Origin of the sequence: Nostoc sp. NMS8, assembly GCF_017115045.1 — a bacterium.
GTDB lineage: Bacteria > Cyanobacteriota > Cyanobacteriia > Cyanobacteriales > Nostocaceae > Nostoc.
In genome coordinates this window covers 35,399-53,357 of the sequence record NZ_JABXKK010000042.1, presented here as the reverse complement: position 1 = coordinate 53,357, position 17,959 = coordinate 35,399, and the positions used below count along the sequence as shown (strand labels likewise).

Annotated in this window: 15 protein-coding genes and 1 CRISPR repeat array; of the genes, 7 read left to right on the top strand and 8 right to left on the bottom strand. The window is 43.3% G+C overall.

The features are described 5' to 3' along the window. Nucleotides 1-112: 112 nt before the first annotated feature. On the bottom strand, nucleotides 113-1,126 hold the full coding sequence (locus HWQ39_RS07370; protein WP_292843083.1) for an NAD(P)-dependent alcohol dehydrogenase: 1,014 nt from the start codon (nucleotides 1,124-1,126) through the stop codon (nucleotides 113-115). Between the two features lie 48 nt (nucleotides 1,127-1,174). Between HWQ39_RS07370 and HWQ39_RS07365 the strand changes: the two genes are divergently transcribed. Beyond that, entirely contained in the window at nucleotides 1,175-2,500 is a 1,326-nt protein-coding gene (locus HWQ39_RS07365) for a DUF58 domain-containing protein (RefSeq protein ID WP_292843081.1), read from the top strand. Between the two features lie 210 nt (nucleotides 2,501-2,710). Here HWQ39_RS07365 and HWQ39_RS07360 read toward each other — a convergent pair whose 3' ends face one another. The 3 genes from HWQ39_RS07360 to HWQ39_RS07350 form a co-directional block, all read right to left on the bottom strand. Then, complete coding sequence (locus tag HWQ39_RS07360; RefSeq protein WP_292843079.1) at nucleotides 2,711-4,756, bottom strand: bifunctional metallophosphatase/5'-nucleotidase; 2,046 nt, start codon at nucleotides 4,754-4,756, stop codon at nucleotides 2,711-2,713. A gap of 1,262 nt (nucleotides 4,757-6,018) precedes the next feature. Next, nucleotides 6,019-7,101 (bottom strand): sulfonate ABC transporter substrate-binding protein, encoded by a 1,083-nt coding sequence (locus tag HWQ39_RS07355; protein ID WP_292843077.1) that lies wholly within the window; start codon nucleotides 7,099-7,101, stop codon nucleotides 6,019-6,021. A gap of 342 nt (nucleotides 7,102-7,443) precedes the next feature. Then, entirely contained in the window at nucleotides 7,444-8,109 is a 666-nt protein-coding gene (locus HWQ39_RS07350; protein ID WP_292843075.1) for a class I SAM-dependent methyltransferase, read from the bottom strand. A 67-nt stretch (nucleotides 8,110-8,176) separates the two neighbouring features. Here HWQ39_RS07350 and HWQ39_RS07345 point away from each other — a divergent pair, with 67 nt between their 5' ends. From HWQ39_RS07345 to HWQ39_RS07325, 5 genes are all read left to right on the top strand, one after another. Further along, nucleotides 8,177-8,584 carry a hypothetical protein gene (locus tag HWQ39_RS07345; protein WP_292843089.1) on the top strand — a complete coding sequence of 136 codons (408 nt, stop codon included), beginning with the start codon at nucleotides 8,177-8,179 and terminating at the stop codon, nucleotides 8,582-8,584. 416 nt (nucleotides 8,585-9,000) lie between these two features. Next, on the top strand, nucleotides 9,001-9,774 hold the full coding sequence (locus HWQ39_RS07340) for a hypothetical protein (protein ID WP_292843073.1): 774 nt from the start codon (nucleotides 9,001-9,003) through the stop codon (nucleotides 9,772-9,774). Nucleotides 9,775-10,024: 250 nt separating this feature from the next. Further along, on the top strand, nucleotides 10,025-10,642 hold the full coding sequence (locus HWQ39_RS07335) for an FMN-dependent NADH-azoreductase (RefSeq protein ID WP_292843071.1): 618 nt from the start codon (nucleotides 10,025-10,027) through the stop codon (nucleotides 10,640-10,642). 228 nt (nucleotides 10,643-10,870) lie between these two features. Then, nucleotides 10,871-12,439 (top strand): hypothetical protein, encoded by a 1,569-nt coding sequence (locus tag HWQ39_RS07330; protein ID WP_292843069.1) that lies wholly within the window; start codon nucleotides 10,871-10,873, stop codon nucleotides 12,437-12,439. A gap of 21 nt (nucleotides 12,440-12,460) precedes the next feature. Further along, nucleotides 12,461-12,709 carry a hypothetical protein gene (locus HWQ39_RS07325; RefSeq protein ID WP_292843067.1) on the top strand — a complete coding sequence of 83 codons (249 nt, stop codon included), beginning with the start codon at nucleotides 12,461-12,463 and terminating at the stop codon, nucleotides 12,707-12,709. 5 nt (nucleotides 12,710-12,714) lie between these two features. On the opposite strand, the gene pdxH is transcribed toward HWQ39_RS07325, so the two are convergent. Beyond that, nucleotides 12,715-13,359 (bottom strand): pyridoxamine 5'-phosphate oxidase, encoded by a 645-nt coding sequence (gene pdxH / locus HWQ39_RS07320; RefSeq protein ID WP_292843065.1) that lies wholly within the window; start codon nucleotides 13,357-13,359, stop codon nucleotides 12,715-12,717. Between the two features lie 135 nt (nucleotides 13,360-13,494). Here pdxH and HWQ39_RS07315 point away from each other — a divergent pair, with 135 nt between their 5' ends. Then, nucleotides 13,495-14,580: an AI-2E family transporter gene (locus tag HWQ39_RS07315; RefSeq protein WP_292843063.1), complete on the top strand. Its 1,086-nt coding sequence runs from the start codon at nucleotides 13,495-13,497 to the stop codon at nucleotides 14,578-14,580. 177 nt (nucleotides 14,581-14,757) lie between these two features. Here the strand turns inward: HWQ39_RS07315 and HWQ39_RS07310 are convergent, their stop codons facing one another. From HWQ39_RS07310 to HWQ39_RS07300, 3 genes are all read right to left on the bottom strand, one after another. Beyond that, nucleotides 14,758-15,423: an O-methyltransferase gene (locus tag HWQ39_RS07310; protein WP_292843061.1), complete on the bottom strand. Its 666-nt coding sequence runs from the start codon at nucleotides 15,421-15,423 to the stop codon at nucleotides 14,758-14,760. A gap of 39 nt (nucleotides 15,424-15,462) precedes the next feature. Further along, entirely contained in the window at nucleotides 15,463-16,350 is an 888-nt protein-coding gene (locus HWQ39_RS07305) for an NAD(P)-dependent oxidoreductase (protein WP_292843059.1), read from the bottom strand. A 184-nt stretch (nucleotides 16,351-16,534) separates the two neighbouring features. Next, nucleotides 16,535-17,006: a CRISPR direct-repeat array (repeat unit 37 nt; unit sequence GTTTCAATCCCTAATAGGGATTTTGATGAATTGCAAT). Between the two features lie 489 nt (nucleotides 17,007-17,495). Further along, nucleotides 17,496-17,786, bottom strand: coding sequence for a hypothetical protein (locus tag HWQ39_RS07300; protein ID WP_292843057.1), 291 nt, complete (start codon nucleotides 17,784-17,786; stop codon nucleotides 17,496-17,498). Nucleotides 17,787-17,959: the final 173 nt, after the last annotated feature.

Sequence of the window (17,959 nt, the reverse complement as noted above, 5' to 3'; positions counted from 1 at the left end):
CCCCCCCTTCTACCCTTGCAATTTTACCTGTTTTAGGGAATGAAACAGCCCTGCCTTTTTAAGGGGGGTTAGGGGGGATCGAGGTTTCAGGTTTTCACTGCGTAAGTCCTAATTACGAATTACGAATTACGACTTTTCCAAAGTGAGCCGCGCTTTTGAGGTAATGATAAGCCTCTCGTGCCTCAGTGAAGGGGAAAACTCGATCAATAATCGGTTTAATTTGATGTTGTTGCATCGCCTGATTCATCGCCTCAAACATTTCACGACTGCCAACATAAATTCCCTGAACTGTTAAACTCTTAAAAAGTATTGGCATGGGGTCAATCTCATTTCCTCTACCTGACAATACGCCAATCAAACTAATATGTCCCCCAATCCGGACTGCTTGTAGCGATTTTGGTAGAGTACCTGCACCGCCTACTTCAACTACATGATCTACACCTGTGCGATTAGTTAATTGATAAACTTGCTTTTCCCAATCTGGTGTTGTTTTATAGTTGATTGTCTCGTCAGCGCCAAGTTGTTTCGCCCGTGCCAACTTCTGATCATTGCTGGAAGTAATAATTGCTCTCGCACCATGTATCTTAGCAAACTGGAGAGCAAAAATTGAAACTCCTCCAGTACCGAGTAATAAAATACTATCACCTGCGCCAATATTGCCTTTTGTCACTAGTCCGTGCCAAGCTGTAACTGCTGCACAAGGTAAAGTTGCACCTTCAATATAGGATAAGTATTCAGGTAATATCACTAAACCATCTTGGTGTAATACAACATACTCAGCCAGCATTCCATCGATCCCACCTCCGAGATCAGATTTCATTTTCTCTTTAGTTAAAGAGCCATAAATCCAGTCTTGGAAGAAAATACCAGCCACGCGATCGCCTATTTTTACCCGTGTCACACCTTCCCCCACCGCCACCACTTCCCCTGCACCGTCAGATACCGGAATTAACGGATATTTCTGTCGAGTACCGTAAGATCCTTCAATAACAAGCAGATCGCGGTAATTTAAGGATATTGCTTTGATTTGAATGAGAACTTGTCCAGCTGCGGGTTTTGCTTGGGGGCGATCGACTAACGCTAGGGCATCAATCCCGGCGTTGCTTTGAATTTCGTAAACTTTCATATAATTTCTGTCCTATTCCCGCTTTAAATTATCTTCTCGCTTTAAAAAATGGTTCCTTCCAAACGAGTTTATTTATTATTGGTTTTGGGTATAGCGATCGCTCCGATCCTATCCTTATTTCTGAACGTTAGAGCAGCCATCGCCATTACTGTGCTATTTGATGCCATCGTTCTCGGACTGATGGTTATAGATGGTTTACAGGTGCGGCGTTCTCGCGTGCAAATTACCCGCGAATTACCATCACGGTTATCCATTGGGCGGGATAATCCCGTGGTGCTGAAGGTGACATCGCCAAATACCAACGCCCAAATTGAAATCTGCGACTATTACCCAACAGGATTTGGCGTTTCTGCACCTACACTAAACGCGATTATTCCCAGTAACAGCACCGAGGAATTGACGTATACTGTCCACCCGACACAGCGCGGAGAGTTTCCTTGGGGGAATATCCAAGTTCGACAGTTGGGGATTTGGGGATTAGCTTGGGATGATTGGCAAATCCCTCAAAGTCTGCCAGTGAAAGTTTATCCTGATTTAGTCGGATTGCGATCGCTCACAATTCGTCTGACACTGCAATCATCGGGATCAATACGCCAATCTCGCAAAATTGGTATTGGTACAGAGTTTGCTGAACTGCGAAACTATCGCATCGGTGACGATTTGCGGTTTATTGATTGGAAAGCTACTGCCCGTCGGGTTGGCGCTTATGGTAATGCTATGCCACTGGTGAGAGTTCTAGAACCAGAACAGGAACAAACACTACTGATATTACTCGATCGCGGACGGTTGATGACGGCTAAAGTGCAGAGTTTGCAGCGATTTGACTGGGGTTTAAATGCAACTTTATCCTTAGCTTTGGCAGGTTTACATCGAGGCGATCGCGTTGGTGTTGGTGTATTTGACCGCCAGATGCATACGTGGATTCCCCCAGAACGCGGTCAACATCATCTGAATCAGCTAATCGATCGCCTGACTCCCATTCAACCAGTGTTATTTGAATCTGATTATTTGGGGGCGGTGACAAATGTTTTGCAGCGACAAACTCGGAGGGCGCTGGTAGTAGTGATTACCGATTTAGTTGATGCCACCGCCTCTACAGAACTCCTAGCCGCACTCTCCAAACTAGCGCCCCGCTATCTCCCCTTTTGCGTTACTCTGCGAGATCCACAAGTCGATCGTCTAGCAAACACCTTCACCGATGATGTTACAGGTGCTTATGCCCGTGCAGTATCACTAGATTTATTAATGCAACGACAAGTGGCTTATGCCCAACTAAAACAAAAAGGTGTATTGGTACTAGATGCACCAGCAAATCAAATTGCCGATCAGTTAGTTGAGCGATATCTGCAACTAAAAGCGCGAAATCAACTTTGACCAAACTTGAGGGTAAGTAATGGGTGCTTCAAGACTCTTTACTAGAGACTAGGACAATACGCTTGGGTTAAGGACGACTGGCAACAATTTTGGGTTTTCGAGACGCGATAAATCGCCGTCTCTGCAAGTGTTTTGTTGCTCATTCTGAACTGTATTAGCGACTGGGCAAGAAATTTCATAATCCCCAGTCCCCAGTCCCCAATCCCCAAGTCAAAACACCCCATCTTTACGGAATTTAAGATTTTGAATGCGAGTATCTTCAGCCGGTGGTACATCCTCTTGAGCAAAGGGAATCTGCTTAAAGTTAGCAGCTAGATATTCTGCTAATGCATCTTGCTCAGAACCATCAGCAGCAAAGGTAGCTAAACCTGTGCGTTTACTCTTATCAGCATCTTTTGATGTCAAATCAACTCGTTCTCTTTTAGGAAAAGGATAGCCATCACCACCACTTGCTAGAAAGTTGAGAGTAACAGTGCGGAAAACCCGATTAGGATCGCCCACTAACTCTGCATTTTTAACTACTACATCAATAATTTTGCCTTTTCCATCTTTGATAGCAAGGGATTTGACACGCTTACCTGCTGGCAAGTCTGGGTCAAAGCTAAAGGCTAATCCCGCTACTTGGGGAAAACTGCCAGGTGTAGAACCTGGTGCTATGGCTGCGACGCTGTGTTCAATTACCGTCAGCAATTCTATGGCATTCAGAGTAACTAAAGTCAAGCCATTGTTAAATCGTAAAGCATTGGTGATATCAAGTTGGGAAATTTCTTTTTCTTTCTTGCCTGCCACAGGATTTGCTTGCGGTGGTAGTTTGATCGCATCTTGTGAGCGAGTCGAACCTGGGGGAAAAGTATATATACCGATATTGTCACGAATACCACCGCCGTTTTTAATGGAAATGACAGTTTTAGGATCGTATCGTTTAGCGATCGCTAAATTAGCTTCGGCTGTCAAATTTCCTAAATTCGTTTCTTGGGTGCGGACATCACCCCGCCAGCCATTGAGAAAAACGTTGGTTTTCCCAAAAATTTGGCCATCTTGGGCAATAATCACTTTTTTGAGTGCTTCTGTAATGGCGACAATTTTGGGGTCAGGTTTCCCGCCTACAGCCGCGACTCCTGGGGAATCAGTCGCATAAGCACCGCTAATTTTGGGGTCAATACTCTGAGGAATAATTACTCCATTAGCATCAAAGTTAACTACTAAACGACCAACATAGCCATAGTTTCCATCGGTATTAACTATCGCTATCGGATTTCCATCTGCTGCTTTTTTGATGATTGGATAAGTTCCGGCAGATTTATCACCCACTCGAAGACGGTCTGTTTTGTCGGCTAGTAAAGTATTGGAACCACCAGCAACAATGATATCTACTCCCTTAAGTAATTCTGCTAGCTTTTGCTCAATGGCAATTTGCTGCATGTGTGCCAATAAAATGACTTTATTAATTTCTGGGTTTTTTGTCAGCAGTGTATCAACAGAAGTTTGAATTTCAGCAGCTAAGGCGGCGATGTCTGCGGCATTACGGTCATTAAATTCTTTGGGTAACACCGTCACACCGCCGGGAGAAGAGATAGTTCGCAGCGTGGGAGTTGTCGCCCCAATTACAGCAATTTTTTCACCATTGACGGTAATGATGGTGTTACGGGCAATTTTATTAGAAATTTTACTTGCTTCTTGTCCATCAGCAGTAACTAATTTTGCTAGGTCTTTATCAGTGCTGAAATCGAGATTCGAGCTGAGATAGGGAAATTTTGTACCTGGGTAATCTTCTTTAGCGCGGATTAAGTCAGCAACAACACCCGTACCCAAGTCAAATTCGTGATTGCCAAAGGCGATCGCACTAAAACCAAGAGCATTTAGAATTAAAATATCTCCTCGTCCCTGACCACCAAAAACTGTGTCACTGGCAAATAAGAAGGGACTGGGAATATAGGTATCTCCAGATGAAAGAATTAAGGTATTCGGATAATCAGGTTTCCCGTCACCATTAGCATCTTGATTTTTGAGTGCATTCAACACCGCCGAAAAGTTCGGTGCATCCTTCAGCGCGGGGACACCGGCTTCTTGGTCGGAAGTATGTAAAAGTTGCAGTGTGAATCCTGACTTATGTGCTGTTCTGACTTGCGCCACGCCACCAGTAGTTCCTAGAAATAAAAAGATGCTAGATATAATTAGCACACTTAACTGGCTGGCATTTAAATCTCGGCGATTAAGCTTACTGATAAATCGATTTTTCTGACCTAACAAAGCCATAATAAATTTTGGAGTTCATCAGCGGTGAATAATCTTTAGTGTATTATCAATATTCCATAGCAAGTATTTCATAAGTTAATTTTAACGTATCGCGGAAGTCCCCACCCTCAACTCTTAGTAGGGTGGGGATAGGGAGCGGACGGCGATGATTCCAACTCCGACCAATATCAATCGTCAGATTGATCGGGGAGTGGGTTGGATAAGGAGTCGTCAATCTTGGGGCTAGGCAACCTATCGATCAAGTCTTCAACCAACTGCGTAACTGTTTTTTCTTTGCTGCTCGCATGAGCTTTTAGTTTGTCATTTCGTTTTTGGGAAAGCCTAACTCTAATGGATTTTTCTTTCATAATGTATCATCAGAATGGATACATCTATAGGTAATATATAAATGGTTGTTGACCCGCCCACTCGACTCATATAACAAACGGCTACAGTAGCGGTAATACGCTTGCCTAGACTAAGAGCGAGAGAAAAGGGGAAAGACTTCGGTCACTGGTTCGCAAGGTTACGTCCTGCGGTAAAAATAAGCCATACAGAGGTGTACGGAAAAGTAATAAAACTGTCTGCGGAAGGCGGACGGCTGCGCGGGTTCTCTCCATGAAGAGATAAAGGTAGCAATACCAGAAACGCCGTGTAAGACCATTATCGGGTTTAGTCCCGAATATCCCTGTGATATACCCAACGTGGCAACGACGAACGAGACGCGAAACGATGATGGTTGTTATTTTGAAGCTCCGGCTTCAGCGTAGCAAGCCGGAGTACTTCACTATTCATCTTCAGGGCTGTATTCAGAAGCGTCTGGTTGCAAATGTGGTTGTGCAGCAATAAAGACTGGATGACAAATACACGATTGGTGAATTTTACGAATAGTTGGATATGAATCTAAAGAATATTTAAATCGCTCTTAAAAAAATTAAAATTAAACCTCGTCTACCTTGAGAACCGTAGTTTTGTAAGTTGGGTGCAGCGATAGCGTAACCCAACATAAAATTTTGTGGTAATGTTGGGTTGCATTTCACTCCACCCAACCTACATAAATATATATATCTTTTAAAAAACTCTAGATTTCAACATAGATGAGGTTTAGTTGTATATACTTACTTAGCTATGATTATTCTTCACAGTAATTCGTAATTCAAAAATTACGAATTACGTTAGCGCAGCGGTAGCTAGTCCGCGTACTCTTTCAGAGAAGCAAGCTACGCTTTTAGCGTCTGTCTGCGACACGCTGCGCGAACGTAGAGAGCGTCATTACGAATTATTTACTTGCCTTGCCAAACAATTTCCTTAACATTGATTTCTTTTGGAATCAATTTAATTTTGTAGAAGGTATCTGCAACTTCTTGTTGTTTAGTAATCACTTCATCAGTGAGCGGAAGTACATCATATTGACGCCGCTTTTCTGCTGTTTCCAACACAGGAGCATCTATACCCAAAGCTGGGGAAAGAAACTTAGCAACTTCAGTAGGATTATTTTTTGCCCAGTCACTAACTTTCTTGACTCCATCCAAAACTATTTTCAAAGCATCCGGCTTGGCATCAACAAAAGATTTTGCAGCCAAATAATAACCACGATTGGGGGCTAATCCCGTCGCGTCTACTAAAGTACGTGCGCCTGTTGCTGCTTCTGCTGCGGCTAAGTAAGGGTCCCAAATTGCCCAAGCATCAACGTTATTTCCCTCAAAAGCAGCACGAGCATCGGCTGGGGGCAGAGTTGCTGGCTTGATGTCACTGTATTGTATCCCTGCTTTTTCCAGCGCTTTCACTAATAGATAGTTAGCATTAGAACCTTTGGCAAAGGCAACTTTTTTGCCCTTGAGTTCAGCTACACTTTTAATAGGTGAATTCTTCGGTACTAAAATGGCTTCAGCCTTGGAACTCCAAGGATCGTAGGCAACATAAACCAAAGGAATACCCCCAGCTTGAGCAAATATAGGTGGTGATTCTCCGGTATAGCCAAAATCAATACTCCCTGCATTCAATGCCTCTAGCATTGGGGGACCAGCCGGAAATTCCGACCAAGTTACGGAAGATCCTGAAGCCGCGAAAGCTTTCTCTAATTCCCCTCTTCCCTTCAGCGCATAGAGGACAGTTGAGGCTTTCTGATAGCCGATGCGAACTGTAATACCGGTAGCTGCTGGACTAGCGGTGGGGGTTTGGGTTGTCTCTGGTGTGCCAGAGTTAGAGTTGTCGCTTGCACTTGGAGAACAAGCAGAGAGAGCTAAAGTTAAGCCAAGTCCTACTACAAACAGTATGGAAAAAGTGCGGATTCTTCGTTGTTGGAACCTCTGGAGGAAGGCAAAAGCCATACCTAACAGTTGGGTTGGAGAGAACTTAGTCAACATTATTACTCTGCTTTCAGGGATCAATAAATATTAGATTTCAGTAAACCTACGGCAATGCCCGATAAGTTTATTGATTTACCGTATTATATTGGACTTTGGACACAAAACATTGGCTAGCAGCTTAATTTACGCAAAATCCTGAAAAAAACCTGCTTCTAACCATCTTTTACCCCCTTTTCAAGTGCAGAACTGTTTTATCGCCTAAAGGTCTACTACTATTTCTAAGATATAAGGTTGGGTGGAACGTAGTGAAACCCAACATTAACCTCTCAAGATTTCCAAACTTCTTTTACCATACTCAGTGCTGAGTACTCTTCTTCTTACTCAGCACTCAGCACTCATCTAAGGTCGCTTGATAGCTAAAGTAAGTCCATCGGCGATGGGGACAAGAGAGAGTGTTATCCGTTCGTCATGATGTAACTTTTTGTTGAGCGCCCGGAGTGCTTGGGTGCTTTCATCTTGAATTTGCTCGTCAGCAACTTTTCCTGACCATAAAACATTGTCAATCGCAATTAATCCACCTGGACGGACTAATTGCAGCGATCGCTCATAATATCCATCATAATTTTCTTTATCGGCATCAATAAAAGCAAAATCAAATGTCTCAGCTTGCCCAGTTGCCAATAACTGATCTAAAGTTTCTAAACCTGGTGCTAATCGCAAATCGATTTTATCGGCAACCCCAGCTTCTTGCCAATATCGGCGGGCGATCGCAGTAAATTCTTCACTCACATCCGCAGCAATGATTTTCCCATCAGCTGGTAATGTCAAAGCAACAGAAAGTGAGCTATAACCTGTAAACACTCCCACTTCCAAGGTTTTTTTCGCTCCAATTAACTGTACCAGAAGTCTCATAAACTGCCCTTGTTCTGGTGAAATCTGCATTCCACTCCGGGGATGATTGGCAGTTTCTTGGCGCAACTTCCTAAGAATCTCTGGTTCCCGCAGCGAAACGGATAAAAGATAATTGTAGAGTTGGTTATCAAGACCTATAGACTGTTTTGGCATGGTAGATGAGAAAATTAAGAGAATCTACAGTTATACTATCGCTGATAAGTGGAATCTCAGGAATAACATGGTGCGGTTAGTTTTGACAGCAATATTGCTAGTGTTAGTAACAGCTTGTGGCAGTATTGGACTGCTACCGACTAGCGAGTTAGTGCAAAAAGCGATCGCACTTGGGCTAGAACAAACTCAACAAAAACTTAGCCAACAGTTGGATTTAGATTTTCAAGGATTTGAAATCAAGCGGCTATCAATTACCCAGGAACAACCCCTAACCATTGAAAATTTACCAGCTTTCCACGTTCGGGGAACTTATGACTTGATTGTTAAGTTACCAAAACGAAGCTTGACGCAACCACAAAAACCCTTTGATGTTTACCTGCAAATTCAGCAAGAAGGTAAAACCTGGCGATTGCTGCTTCCAGAAAAAGGTAGTAAAAATACTCAATCAATTTGGCGTAGCTATCTCATTCAATAGCTGGTATGTGCAACTATCAAAACCATCACAATCCTTCCTGTTGCTATTTTCCATAAAAAGGTAGTCAACCCAACGTTAAATCACCGTGAGTTCGACGAGTCATATAGTGTCAATTAGCTGTAATAAAAGACCTCTCCCTAGTTTTACTACCCAAAACCGTCCTTCTCCGAGTCGGAGAGGGACAGCCTTGAACTAAAGTTCAAGCCAAGGAGAGGTTTATCAAACTCAAGTTAAATCGGCGGTTATAAACCGCCTTGGTTCTGTGTGGTCTATTTACCTAAAATTTGCTGTAATTGCCGTAGCTATCTGATCGAAAAGCTGGTGTGTGCAAAGAGAAAAACCATCACAATAATTTACGTACAAATGCTGGGTTACAGTCATGATCGAGGTAATAGTTTCACCGGAGACAGGGCAAGATGTATATTAACTTTTTTATCAGTTCTATAGCTGGAATTGTAGTTGTAGTGCTGGCGGCTTTTGGACTACTGCAATGGTTGCACATCCCTGCGGGTAACTTTCTTGATTGGGTGATTGGTGGTGCAAGTTTTTGGTGGCTGTTGGTAATTGTTACCGTACCGTGGAATGTGCATTTTCAAGCCAAAGAAGTCTTAGCAGAAGCAGCACAATCAACTGAGAAAGGAATTCCAGTCGATGGAAAACAAGTGAAGTATGTCACACTTTTGGCCAAGCGATCGCTCTGGGTTGCCATTGCTTTACACTTATTCTCAACCGTTGGTCTTTATACTTTGGCTGCCACTGGTATTAGTACGGTAGGGTATATAAGTTCTGGTGCAGCTTTGTTATTAACAATTCTGCGTCCCGCGATTCGCGCTTATGAGTATTTATATGCGCGGTTAGCGATGATTCGCCAAGAATGGAAGTATCCCCGCGAAGATATTTTTGAACTGCGCGATCGCTTCTCTACATTGGAACAAAAGATTCAGTCGTTGGAAGATCAACTCAACCCAGAACAGCCCTATTCGTTCTCTGCAACTCAACAACGCTTTGCTGAAGAGACTCGCAGAGACTTAGCCCGAATTGCGGCTAACTTCGAGGAATTACGAGCGACAAATCAAACCGAACATGAGCGTTTGGCAAGAGAAGCCAGAAATGCGATCGCGCAACTTTCCACCGACGGGCAATTTCTCGATCATGTCCGCGAAATCATTCGATTTTTTAAGACCGCTTAATTATTACAATAGACATTTCCGAAAAAGAATGTAGAGACGTAGCAGTGCTACCTCTCTACAAGGGTTATGGGTAACGCATATTGAATTTCTGGAGATGTCTAATGAAACTATTGTCTATCCCTTTCTACAGTTACTTTATGGTAACTACTTTACTTTAGTAACTAGTTACTTTTAGTATCTGCTGTAATGCTTTCAAATTTAGACTCAAAAACAGTCAAAGCAGAAATTCTAGCTAATCAGGAGATATTTGATGGTAAACATTCTACATATTGATTCCAGCCCCCGTGCTGAACGATCGCACTCCAGAGAACTATCTAAGGAATTTGTCAGTGCTTGGAAAGCCGCGCATCCTGAAGATGCGATCGCCTACCGAGATTTAGGGCATCATCCAGTTCCTCACGTTGATGAAGCTTGGATTGCAGCGTCGTTCTCACCACCAGAAACCCATACCCCAGAATTAACAGAAGCCATCAGGATTTCTGATGAGTTAGTAGATGAGTTTTTGGCAGCCGATCGCTACGTCTTTGGAGTGCCAATGTATAACTTTACTATACCTTCCACCTTCAAGGCTTACATTGACCAAATTGTTCGCATAAACCGGACTGTTGCTCTAGATGCTCAAGGTTTTAAGGGGTTAGTCCAGGGTAAAAAGGCAGTTATCATCACATCTCGCGGCGGTGACTTTAGCGCCACATCTCCTTTCATTGCTTATGACTTCCAAGAACCATACCTACGAACGGTATTTGGTTTTATTGGGATTACAGACATTCAATTTATTAACGCTAATAGTCTAAACGAAGATGATGCCCGTACCAAATCTTTATCAGAAGCACGGGCAGCAATTCAAGATGCGATCGCTCAGTGGTAATGCAGTGCATTTCCATTCAACAGACATGGCAACACAAATAGAAGTCTGATTAGTTACCCCTCAAGGCTACTAATCCATTTAGAGGTTCCTGATGGATAGGTTACTGGCAGTTTATCGGTGAAGTATTCATTTTAGAAATCAATCACTAATAAATTCTGGGAAACTCTTGGTCGCTTATAATCAACAAGTAACATTTCTCTCTCACCAGAAGCTAAAAATATTGAAGTTGTGAAAGCTCGCATTTTCTTATTGTTCGCTTTATTGCTGCTCATCGATACCCCAGCTTTTGCTCAAACGCGTATATCTACGCCACAGATTACTGCTACTCCCAAACCTACTGCAACATCAACACCCAGTAAGCCAAACAAGACAGTTCCTATTAGTAAATTTGCAGAGGATCTAGAAGCGCTTGATAAAAGCTTAACTGCGATCGCTTTCACTTTGGCAAAGGCAGTGATTGCTGTATTGAGTATTCTCGTACTCTATCGGCTGCTGTTACTGATTGCTTATCGCTCATCCCAACTGATCATTGATAACTTTAGCAATTATTCTGGTGCTGATGAAGAACTTGATAAAGTGTTACCAGGGCTGAGTCAATTAGCGCGAGAAATGCTGGTACAGGAGATGAAAGATGTGCGCCAGCGGATGAAGGAACACATAAAAAGTGCAGGGCCAGAAACCTATCGCTCTCGCGATCAATTGCCGCTACCACAAGCAACTCCAGAACAACGACTTGCTGACTTAGTTGCTTCCCTGAGCGAGTTTACACCTGACCAAATCGACCCTATCGTGCATCTGCTCAAGGTGATATTCCCACCCTTTGGCACTAAAGTTACCAGTATCCTTCAAAGTCAAGGCAAAGAACACAGTAGGTTGGGAATTACATTTGAAATCACGAATATAGAAGGTCGCTTATCCTCTAAGCTTTACACTATCTGGGAGTTTGATGCTCAGAATGATTCGTCAACACAGGTACTTAAAGACCGCTATAGGAAGCTTTTAAAATCAGCTACCCGTTGGCTGGCATTAGAACTTTGTCGGCGTGAAATGTTAACAGTTATACCTTGGACTTACTTTGGTGACAGACGTAACCGCTATCAAGGACAGGTTCATAACTTTTTTGGCGCTCTCAATCAAGCCAGCGCTCAAACTCATGGCAGTTTCTTCGGCGAGTTGGCTATTGAGGATTTGCAACATGCAATAGTTCTCTACCCAAACTGGTATCAACCTTACGAAAATCTGGCTGACATATACAGTTTTAAGGAAGGTCTGTATTGGCGGCGTGAAGCAATTTTGCAATATGATAAGGCGCTTGAAAGATGTCAAGATGAATCTGTCAAGCGCAGAATTAGGGTTGGTAAAGCAATAACTGGGCTAGTGAAAATAGATGATTTAGCTCAAGACAAGAAAAATGAAATAGATAATTTAGTTCAAGAAGCAAAACAGGAAATAGAAAAGGTCTTGACGGGTTGGGACGAAACATCGGAGCTAAACCACCGCTTTTTATATAACTTAGCGTGTTGGTATGCGATCGCTCACCGTCAAAATGCAGGAGTAGAAGCTGCACTTCTAAAAGCCCGTCGTTACTTAATTTATGCTCTTGCTAGAGACGGGGAGCGCATTTTCTGGGACTGGGCAGACCAAGATCCAGAGTTGCAAGGCATTTGTGAAGGTATTACGGAATTAAAGTTCCATCTGTTGAAGAAATTTAATGAAGTTCCCCAACTTTCGACACTAACTCAGAAGGACTTTGCCAAATCTATAGAAGAAGTCCTCAAAACAGCTAAATGGTTATAGTTACAAAGGAGATAAATCAAAATGAGCGAAAACGAGAACCTAAAATCCGATCAACAACCAACAGAAGAAAAACAACAACCTCCTAACATAGTAGGGAAACTAGGTGAAAGTGAATCCAAAGAACCCGATCAAAAACTGACAGAAACAAGACCACAACCCCCTAAAAACTTAGGAAAACCACGTAAAACAGAATTTACAGAACCAAAATTGTCACCCAGAGCAAGCGAAATACCGCCTTGGGGAAGCGGTCAAAAGCCTACTTCAGAGTAAAACAATTAAGGTGACAACCGCTCAATTTTCCAAGTGCCATTATCTAAACGGCTATAAAGCAAGCGATCGTGCAGACGGCTAGGGCGTCCTTGCCAAAACTCAATTTCTGTGGGGATCACTCGTAAGCCTCCCCAATGAGGCGGTCGAGGAATCTCCTGATTTTCATATTTGCTGTAGAATTCTTGCAAGCGTCGCTCCAGGATTTCTCGGCTTGCTATCACCTCACTTTGATTCGATACCCACGCGCCCAGGCGACTCTTGGCAGGGCGACTTTCAAAATACTGGTCAGATTCAGTAACGGATACTTTCTCCACATACCCCGAAATTCTGACTTGACGTTCCAGTTCTGCCCACCAAAAGACTAAAGCCGCCTGGGGATTTTCTGCTAGTTGTTGTCCTTTGTGACTGTTGTAGTTGGTAAAGAAGGCGAAGCCGCGTTCATCAAAATCCTTAAGTAACACCATTCTGGCTGAAGGCTTACCATCTGGTGTAACAGTGGCAATGGTCATAGCATTGGGTTCGGGGAGTTGTGCTGCTAGTGCCTGATCGAACCATTTTTTAAATTGGATAAAAGGATTGAGGTCTACTTCGAGTTCGCTTAAACCTTCCAAGGTGTAGTCTTTGCGAAGGTCAGCTACAGTTTTGTCCATTTTGATTTGTTTCCTTCCTATCAGATACGCTTATACATATCTTTGTTAAAAATATCTATGATGATCAGATAATAATCAGTGCCATCAAGAATTTTACAAGTTCTCTCAAGGAATACCTAAAATAGGTTGCATAAGATGCGCCGTTCAGCCTCCCTTCAACGCCTGTTAATTTATGGTCTGAGTGGCCCGATTATCGCTCTCAATGTCTGGCTACTGTCCGTACTTTTTCGCTATTTCCAGCATCCCATTACCATCTTGAGTATTGCGGCGATTCTGGCTTTTCTCCTAAATTACCCGGTTAAGTTCTTTGAACGCGCTCAGATTACTCGCACTCAGGCGGTGATCATCGTTTTACTTGCAACCTTAACCCTGCTTGGGATTCTAGGCGTTACCTTAGTGCCGTTGATCATTGAGCAAACCATCCAACTGTTAAATAAGATTCCTGATTGGTTAACCGCTAGTCAAGCAAACCTAGAGCAGTTTGAAATGGTGGCCAAACAACGACGTTTGCCAATTGATTTGAGGATTGTAAGTAGTCAAATCAATGCCAATATTCAGAATTTGGTGCAACAGCTAGCTTCTGGTGCAGTGGGATTTGCTGGAACACTGCTCTCAGGATTACTTGACATAGTGTTAGTCATTGTGCTTGCATTTTATATGCTTTTATATGGCGATCGCGTCTGGTATGGTCTAGTCAATCTTTTGCCCTCTAATATTGCAGATCCTCTGACCGCATCCTTGCGCCTAAATTTCCAGAATTTCTTTCTCAGCCAGTTGTTGCTAGGACTATTCATGGTGCTAACCCTAACGCCAATTTTCTTAATAATGAAGGTACCTTTTGCTCTGTTATTTGCCATATTAATCGGTATTTCAGAACTTATTCCCTTCATTGGGGCGTCTTTAGGTATTGGTCTAGTGACGATTTTAGTACTGTTGCAAAATTGGTGGTTGGCAGTTCAGGTTGCGATCGCGGCGATTTTGATGCAGCAGCTTAAAGATAACCTGTTAGCTCCCAGGTTACTCGGCAACTTTATCGGGCTAAATCCTATCTGGATTTTTGTAGCTATTTTGATGGGATTTGAGATTGCTGGGTTGTTGGGGACGCTGGTTGCTGTTCCCATTGCTGGAACCATTAAAGGTACTTTTGATGCGATCAAGAGCGGCAAGTCGAGTGATTTTGTCTCAAATTTCACTATTGCCAACGATCCACCGCCTGATTAAGACTTAAATGTGTTTTAGGAACTTCCAAATAAAGCACAGCCCTGGCGAATGGAATTCGCGGCTACACAGGGATTGTCCACCTCCGCGGACTAAGGTCAAATCAAGGTTTTGAAACCCACGGAGGTGGGTTTTATTTGTGTAGACGCGGTTTCCAACTTCAACGTTTTTCCTATTCCTCTAGATCACGATCGCGATCGCAAAACCATCGTATCCTTTGCTGCCCACAGTCTGGATTGCTGTAGCATTGACACGCGGCTCAGAGGCCAGTAGTTCATTGAAGCGGCGCACTCCCTGGACGCTAGGATCGGTGCTGGCAGAATCAATCACGGCTCCGTTACGCACAACATTATCGGCGATGATGAGGCTGCCGCGACGGGAAAGTTTGAGCGCCCACGCGAAATATTCGGGATTGTTTGGCTTGTCAGCGTCAATGAAAATCAAGTCAAATGGCCCCTGATTCTCGGCGGCAATCTGTGGCAGCGTAGAAAGTGCCTGTCCGAGCCGGAGGTCAACCAGTTTAGACAAACCAGCGTGGGCGATATTGGCACGGGCGACTTCAGCGTGTTTTGGGTCAGCCTCCAGCGTGATTAGGCGACCGTCGCTGGGTAACGCCCGCGCCAGCCAGATTGTACTATAGCCGCCCAGCGTACCAATCTCCAGAATGCTTCGCGCCCCTTGGATTTGCGCCAATAGTAGCAGCAGCTTGCCTTGGTTCGGTGAAACGTTGTATGGCGGCAGTCCGGCGGCGGCGCTAGTCTGGAGGGCTGTATCTAGTGCGGGATCTGACGGTACAAGCAAATCGGTAAAGTAACGATCAACCGCAGTCCATTGCTCTTGAGTCATAGATTATCGCTTTTTACCTCATCTTTAAAATACTCAAGATCAGGTGTCAGAGCTTGCTTCATCGGAAAGAATGGTAATGATTTCATGCAACGGGCGATCGCGATTAGACTCCTCTGGTGTTTCTTTACCCAAGGAGGTTTCTTTCACCAAACGGTAAACGTCGGCTGCTCCGTAAAAAATGCGCTCTGTTAGACCCAACTCTTTAAAGGTTTCTGCAATCTCTTCCATTTCTCCTATCCAACGATGGGCTTTTGGTGTCATCGATGGAATGGAACGGGTTAATATGCTGGCAAGTTCTGGTTGGCTACTAGATACTTCATCCCATAGTTCTTTATCCAAACCTAAACGATGGGCTGCAATTAGTAATTCTGTGCTGATTGCTGTAAGTCCTTTTGTCAGGGCGGCGTAGGACATTTTCAACCCGGAAGCCTGACCAATTTCATCACCAATCACCCGCACATCTAAGCCATGATCCCGCAGTTGTAGGAGTTGATTTGCTTGTTTTCCTGAAGTGTAAATGCGGGTGCGATTGGGAACTCGCGGTGGTGGGCCAATAATTGATCCATCTACGAATGTTCCCCCAACTGATTCAATGAGTTGGCCGATACTGATGACTTTCTGGGGTGCGATCGCATTACAGTCAACATAGAGAATGGGTTTACCAACATTACCGATCGCCTCAGCTACTTGCTGCGCTGCTTGGGTAGCCGCTGCGGGTACTAGAACTGATAACACTACATCAGATTCAATTACCAGTTGCGTGAGAGAACCCACATCTTGAATGTTGGCTGCGGCTGCTAGTTGCCGAGTTCGTTCACTGCGATCGTTTAGGGCTGCAATAGTTTTCAATCCATGTTGATTGAGAACAGCTCCGATCGCCTGTCCCATATCACCAGGACTTAAAATACCGATGGTTTGGATAGGCATGGAAAGTTTTATATTTACTTTGTGGCTGACAAGTTAATTCAGATAATTGATTCGTCAATAAAATACACTAAGTTGATTCAGATGCCGTATTTTAATCAAACCACGGATCAGCTTTACAAGCAAGCCATCTGCTGAGATATAGGTAGGGGAAGCAGGGGAGGAAAGAGAGTTACTATTAAGCAATTTCTCTCACGCTTAATTGGTACTTTGAGAATTGCAATAGCGCAAATTTTGGACTATCAGCAACGGGTAAGGGAGTTTCAATCCCTAATAGGGATTTTGATGAATTGCAATAGATTAAAATATCAAACCGACGCTGGAAGTATTTTTGTTTCAATCCCTAATAGGGATTTTGATGAATTGCAATGTTTATTAAGCCACTAACGCTGCAACAGGCTTACGGGTTTCAATCCCTAATAGGGATTTTGATGAATTGCAATCATTTGTTGAGAATGTCCTCAGTCCCCTTTACAAGTTTCAATCCCTAATAGGGATTTTGATGAATTGCAATTTTCTTCAGCAGTGCATCCTTCACTGTCATGAACAAGTTTCAATCCCTAATAGGGATTTTGATGAATTGCAATTGACGAAGCAGGTAAGAAAAAAACAGGTATTGTTCGTTTCAATCCCTAATAGGGATTTTGATGAATTGCAATCGCGGCAGGCTGAAAGCCAAGCTATATTTAGTTTTCAAGGTGCGGTTGCGCGAATCTAGAGCAATCATAGCATTAGAGAATTTCTTTGAGAAGAGTTTCGGGAAAGATTGAAGGCTGACACCCAGTTTTTGTAAGCTTTTCAGACATCTCGCGGATGATGAACGAGTCATTAATGGGGTGAAATGCTCGCTGGTGTTGAGATAAAAGCACTTTTTTGAGGCTGTGGAATTTGTACACCTACCCTTCCGCGCATTTTACATACAGAAAACCTGTAAGATGATACGATCGCTAAAAATAACCTAATACAGCACAGCGCAAGTAAACCACCCATTCCAAATCAATGAAACTCTTACGTTGTATTCATTTTTAATTTTTAATTCCGCCTTGCGGTACTAATGGTGATGGGGGGCACGATCGCTGCTTTCAAAGCCAGAAATCCCAGTCTTGATATACTTATAGCCTCCCACATCACACGCAACAATAGTAATACTACTCTTGAGACTCCTCAGAAACGGATTCTGATTCGGTTTCAAGTTCTTCTGTTTGGACTTTGGGGGCTGGAGGTTTAACGGGTTTTGGACCACGCGCTAGGGCAGGATTTCCCTGATGCCTGTTTTCATCCCCTAATGATTTTTTCCCTTTATCAGCCGAGCGATTACGGCTCGGTTTTGAGTTTTTGGGGTTGGATTCAATCGGAGTTACAGAATCCGTGTTCTCGGAATTTTTGTCAGTACTTTCTTGAGACTGACGTTCCGATTTTTTGATTGGGCGTTCTACCATTGTTGATTTTTGTAAATTTATCTGTATAGTACATCGGTTTGGTGGCTATCAAACTGTTGAGTAGCATTTTTTAAAGATTTTATCCTTAGGAATAAGAATTAAATAACATGCAATTTCTGTCCCTGGTTTACCTTACCCTCAATCCCTCTCCTTATAAAAGAGAGTGGAGCTAG

What these genes read in the sequence shown, in the direction of transcription:
- HWQ39_RS07370 (WP_292843083.1), bottom strand. Translation starts at nt 1,126, where the DNA reads ATGAAAGTTTACGAAATTCAAAGCAACGCCGGGATTGATGCCCTAGCG.
- HWQ39_RS07365 (WP_292843081.1), top strand. Translation starts at nt 1,175, where the DNA reads ATGGTTCCTTCCAAACGAGTTTATTTATTATTGGTTTTGGGTATAGCG.
- HWQ39_RS07360 (WP_292843079.1), bottom strand. Translation starts at nt 4,756, where the DNA reads ATGGCTTTGTTAGGTCAGAAAAATCGATTTATCAGTAAGCTTAATCGC.
- HWQ39_RS07355 (WP_292843077.1), bottom strand. Translation starts at nt 7,101, where the DNA reads ATGTTGACTAAGTTCTCTCCAACCCAACTGTTAGGTATGGCTTTTGCC.
- HWQ39_RS07350 (WP_292843075.1), bottom strand. Translation starts at nt 8,109, where the DNA reads ATGCCAAAACAGTCTATAGGTCTTGATAACCAACTCTACAATTATCTT.
- HWQ39_RS07345 (WP_292843089.1), top strand. Translation starts at nt 8,177, where the DNA reads ATGGTGCGGTTAGTTTTGACAGCAATATTGCTAGTGTTAGTAACAGCT.
- HWQ39_RS07340 (WP_292843073.1), top strand. Translation starts at nt 9,001, where the DNA reads ATGTATATTAACTTTTTTATCAGTTCTATAGCTGGAATTGTAGTTGTA.
- HWQ39_RS07335 (WP_292843071.1), top strand. Translation starts at nt 10,025, where the DNA reads ATGGTAAACATTCTACATATTGATTCCAGCCCCCGTGCTGAACGATCG.
- HWQ39_RS07325 (WP_292843067.1), top strand. Translation starts at nt 12,461, where the DNA reads ATGAGCGAAAACGAGAACCTAAAATCCGATCAACAACCAACAGAAGAA.
- pdxH (WP_292843065.1), bottom strand. Translation starts at nt 13,359, where the DNA reads ATGGACAAAACTGTAGCTGACCTTCGCAAAGACTACACCTTGGAAGGT.
- HWQ39_RS07315 (WP_292843063.1), top strand. Translation starts at nt 13,495, where the DNA reads ATGCGCCGTTCAGCCTCCCTTCAACGCCTGTTAATTTATGGTCTGAGT.
- HWQ39_RS07310 (WP_292843061.1), bottom strand. Translation starts at nt 15,423, where the DNA reads ATGACTCAAGAGCAATGGACTGCGGTTGATCGTTACTTTACCGATTTG.
- HWQ39_RS07305 (WP_292843059.1), bottom strand. Translation starts at nt 16,350, where the DNA reads ATGCCTATCCAAACCATCGGTATTTTAAGTCCTGGTGATATGGGACAG.
- HWQ39_RS07300 (WP_292843057.1), bottom strand. Translation starts at nt 17,786, where the DNA reads ATGGTAGAACGCCCAATCAAAAAATCGGAACGTCAGTCTCAAGAAAGT.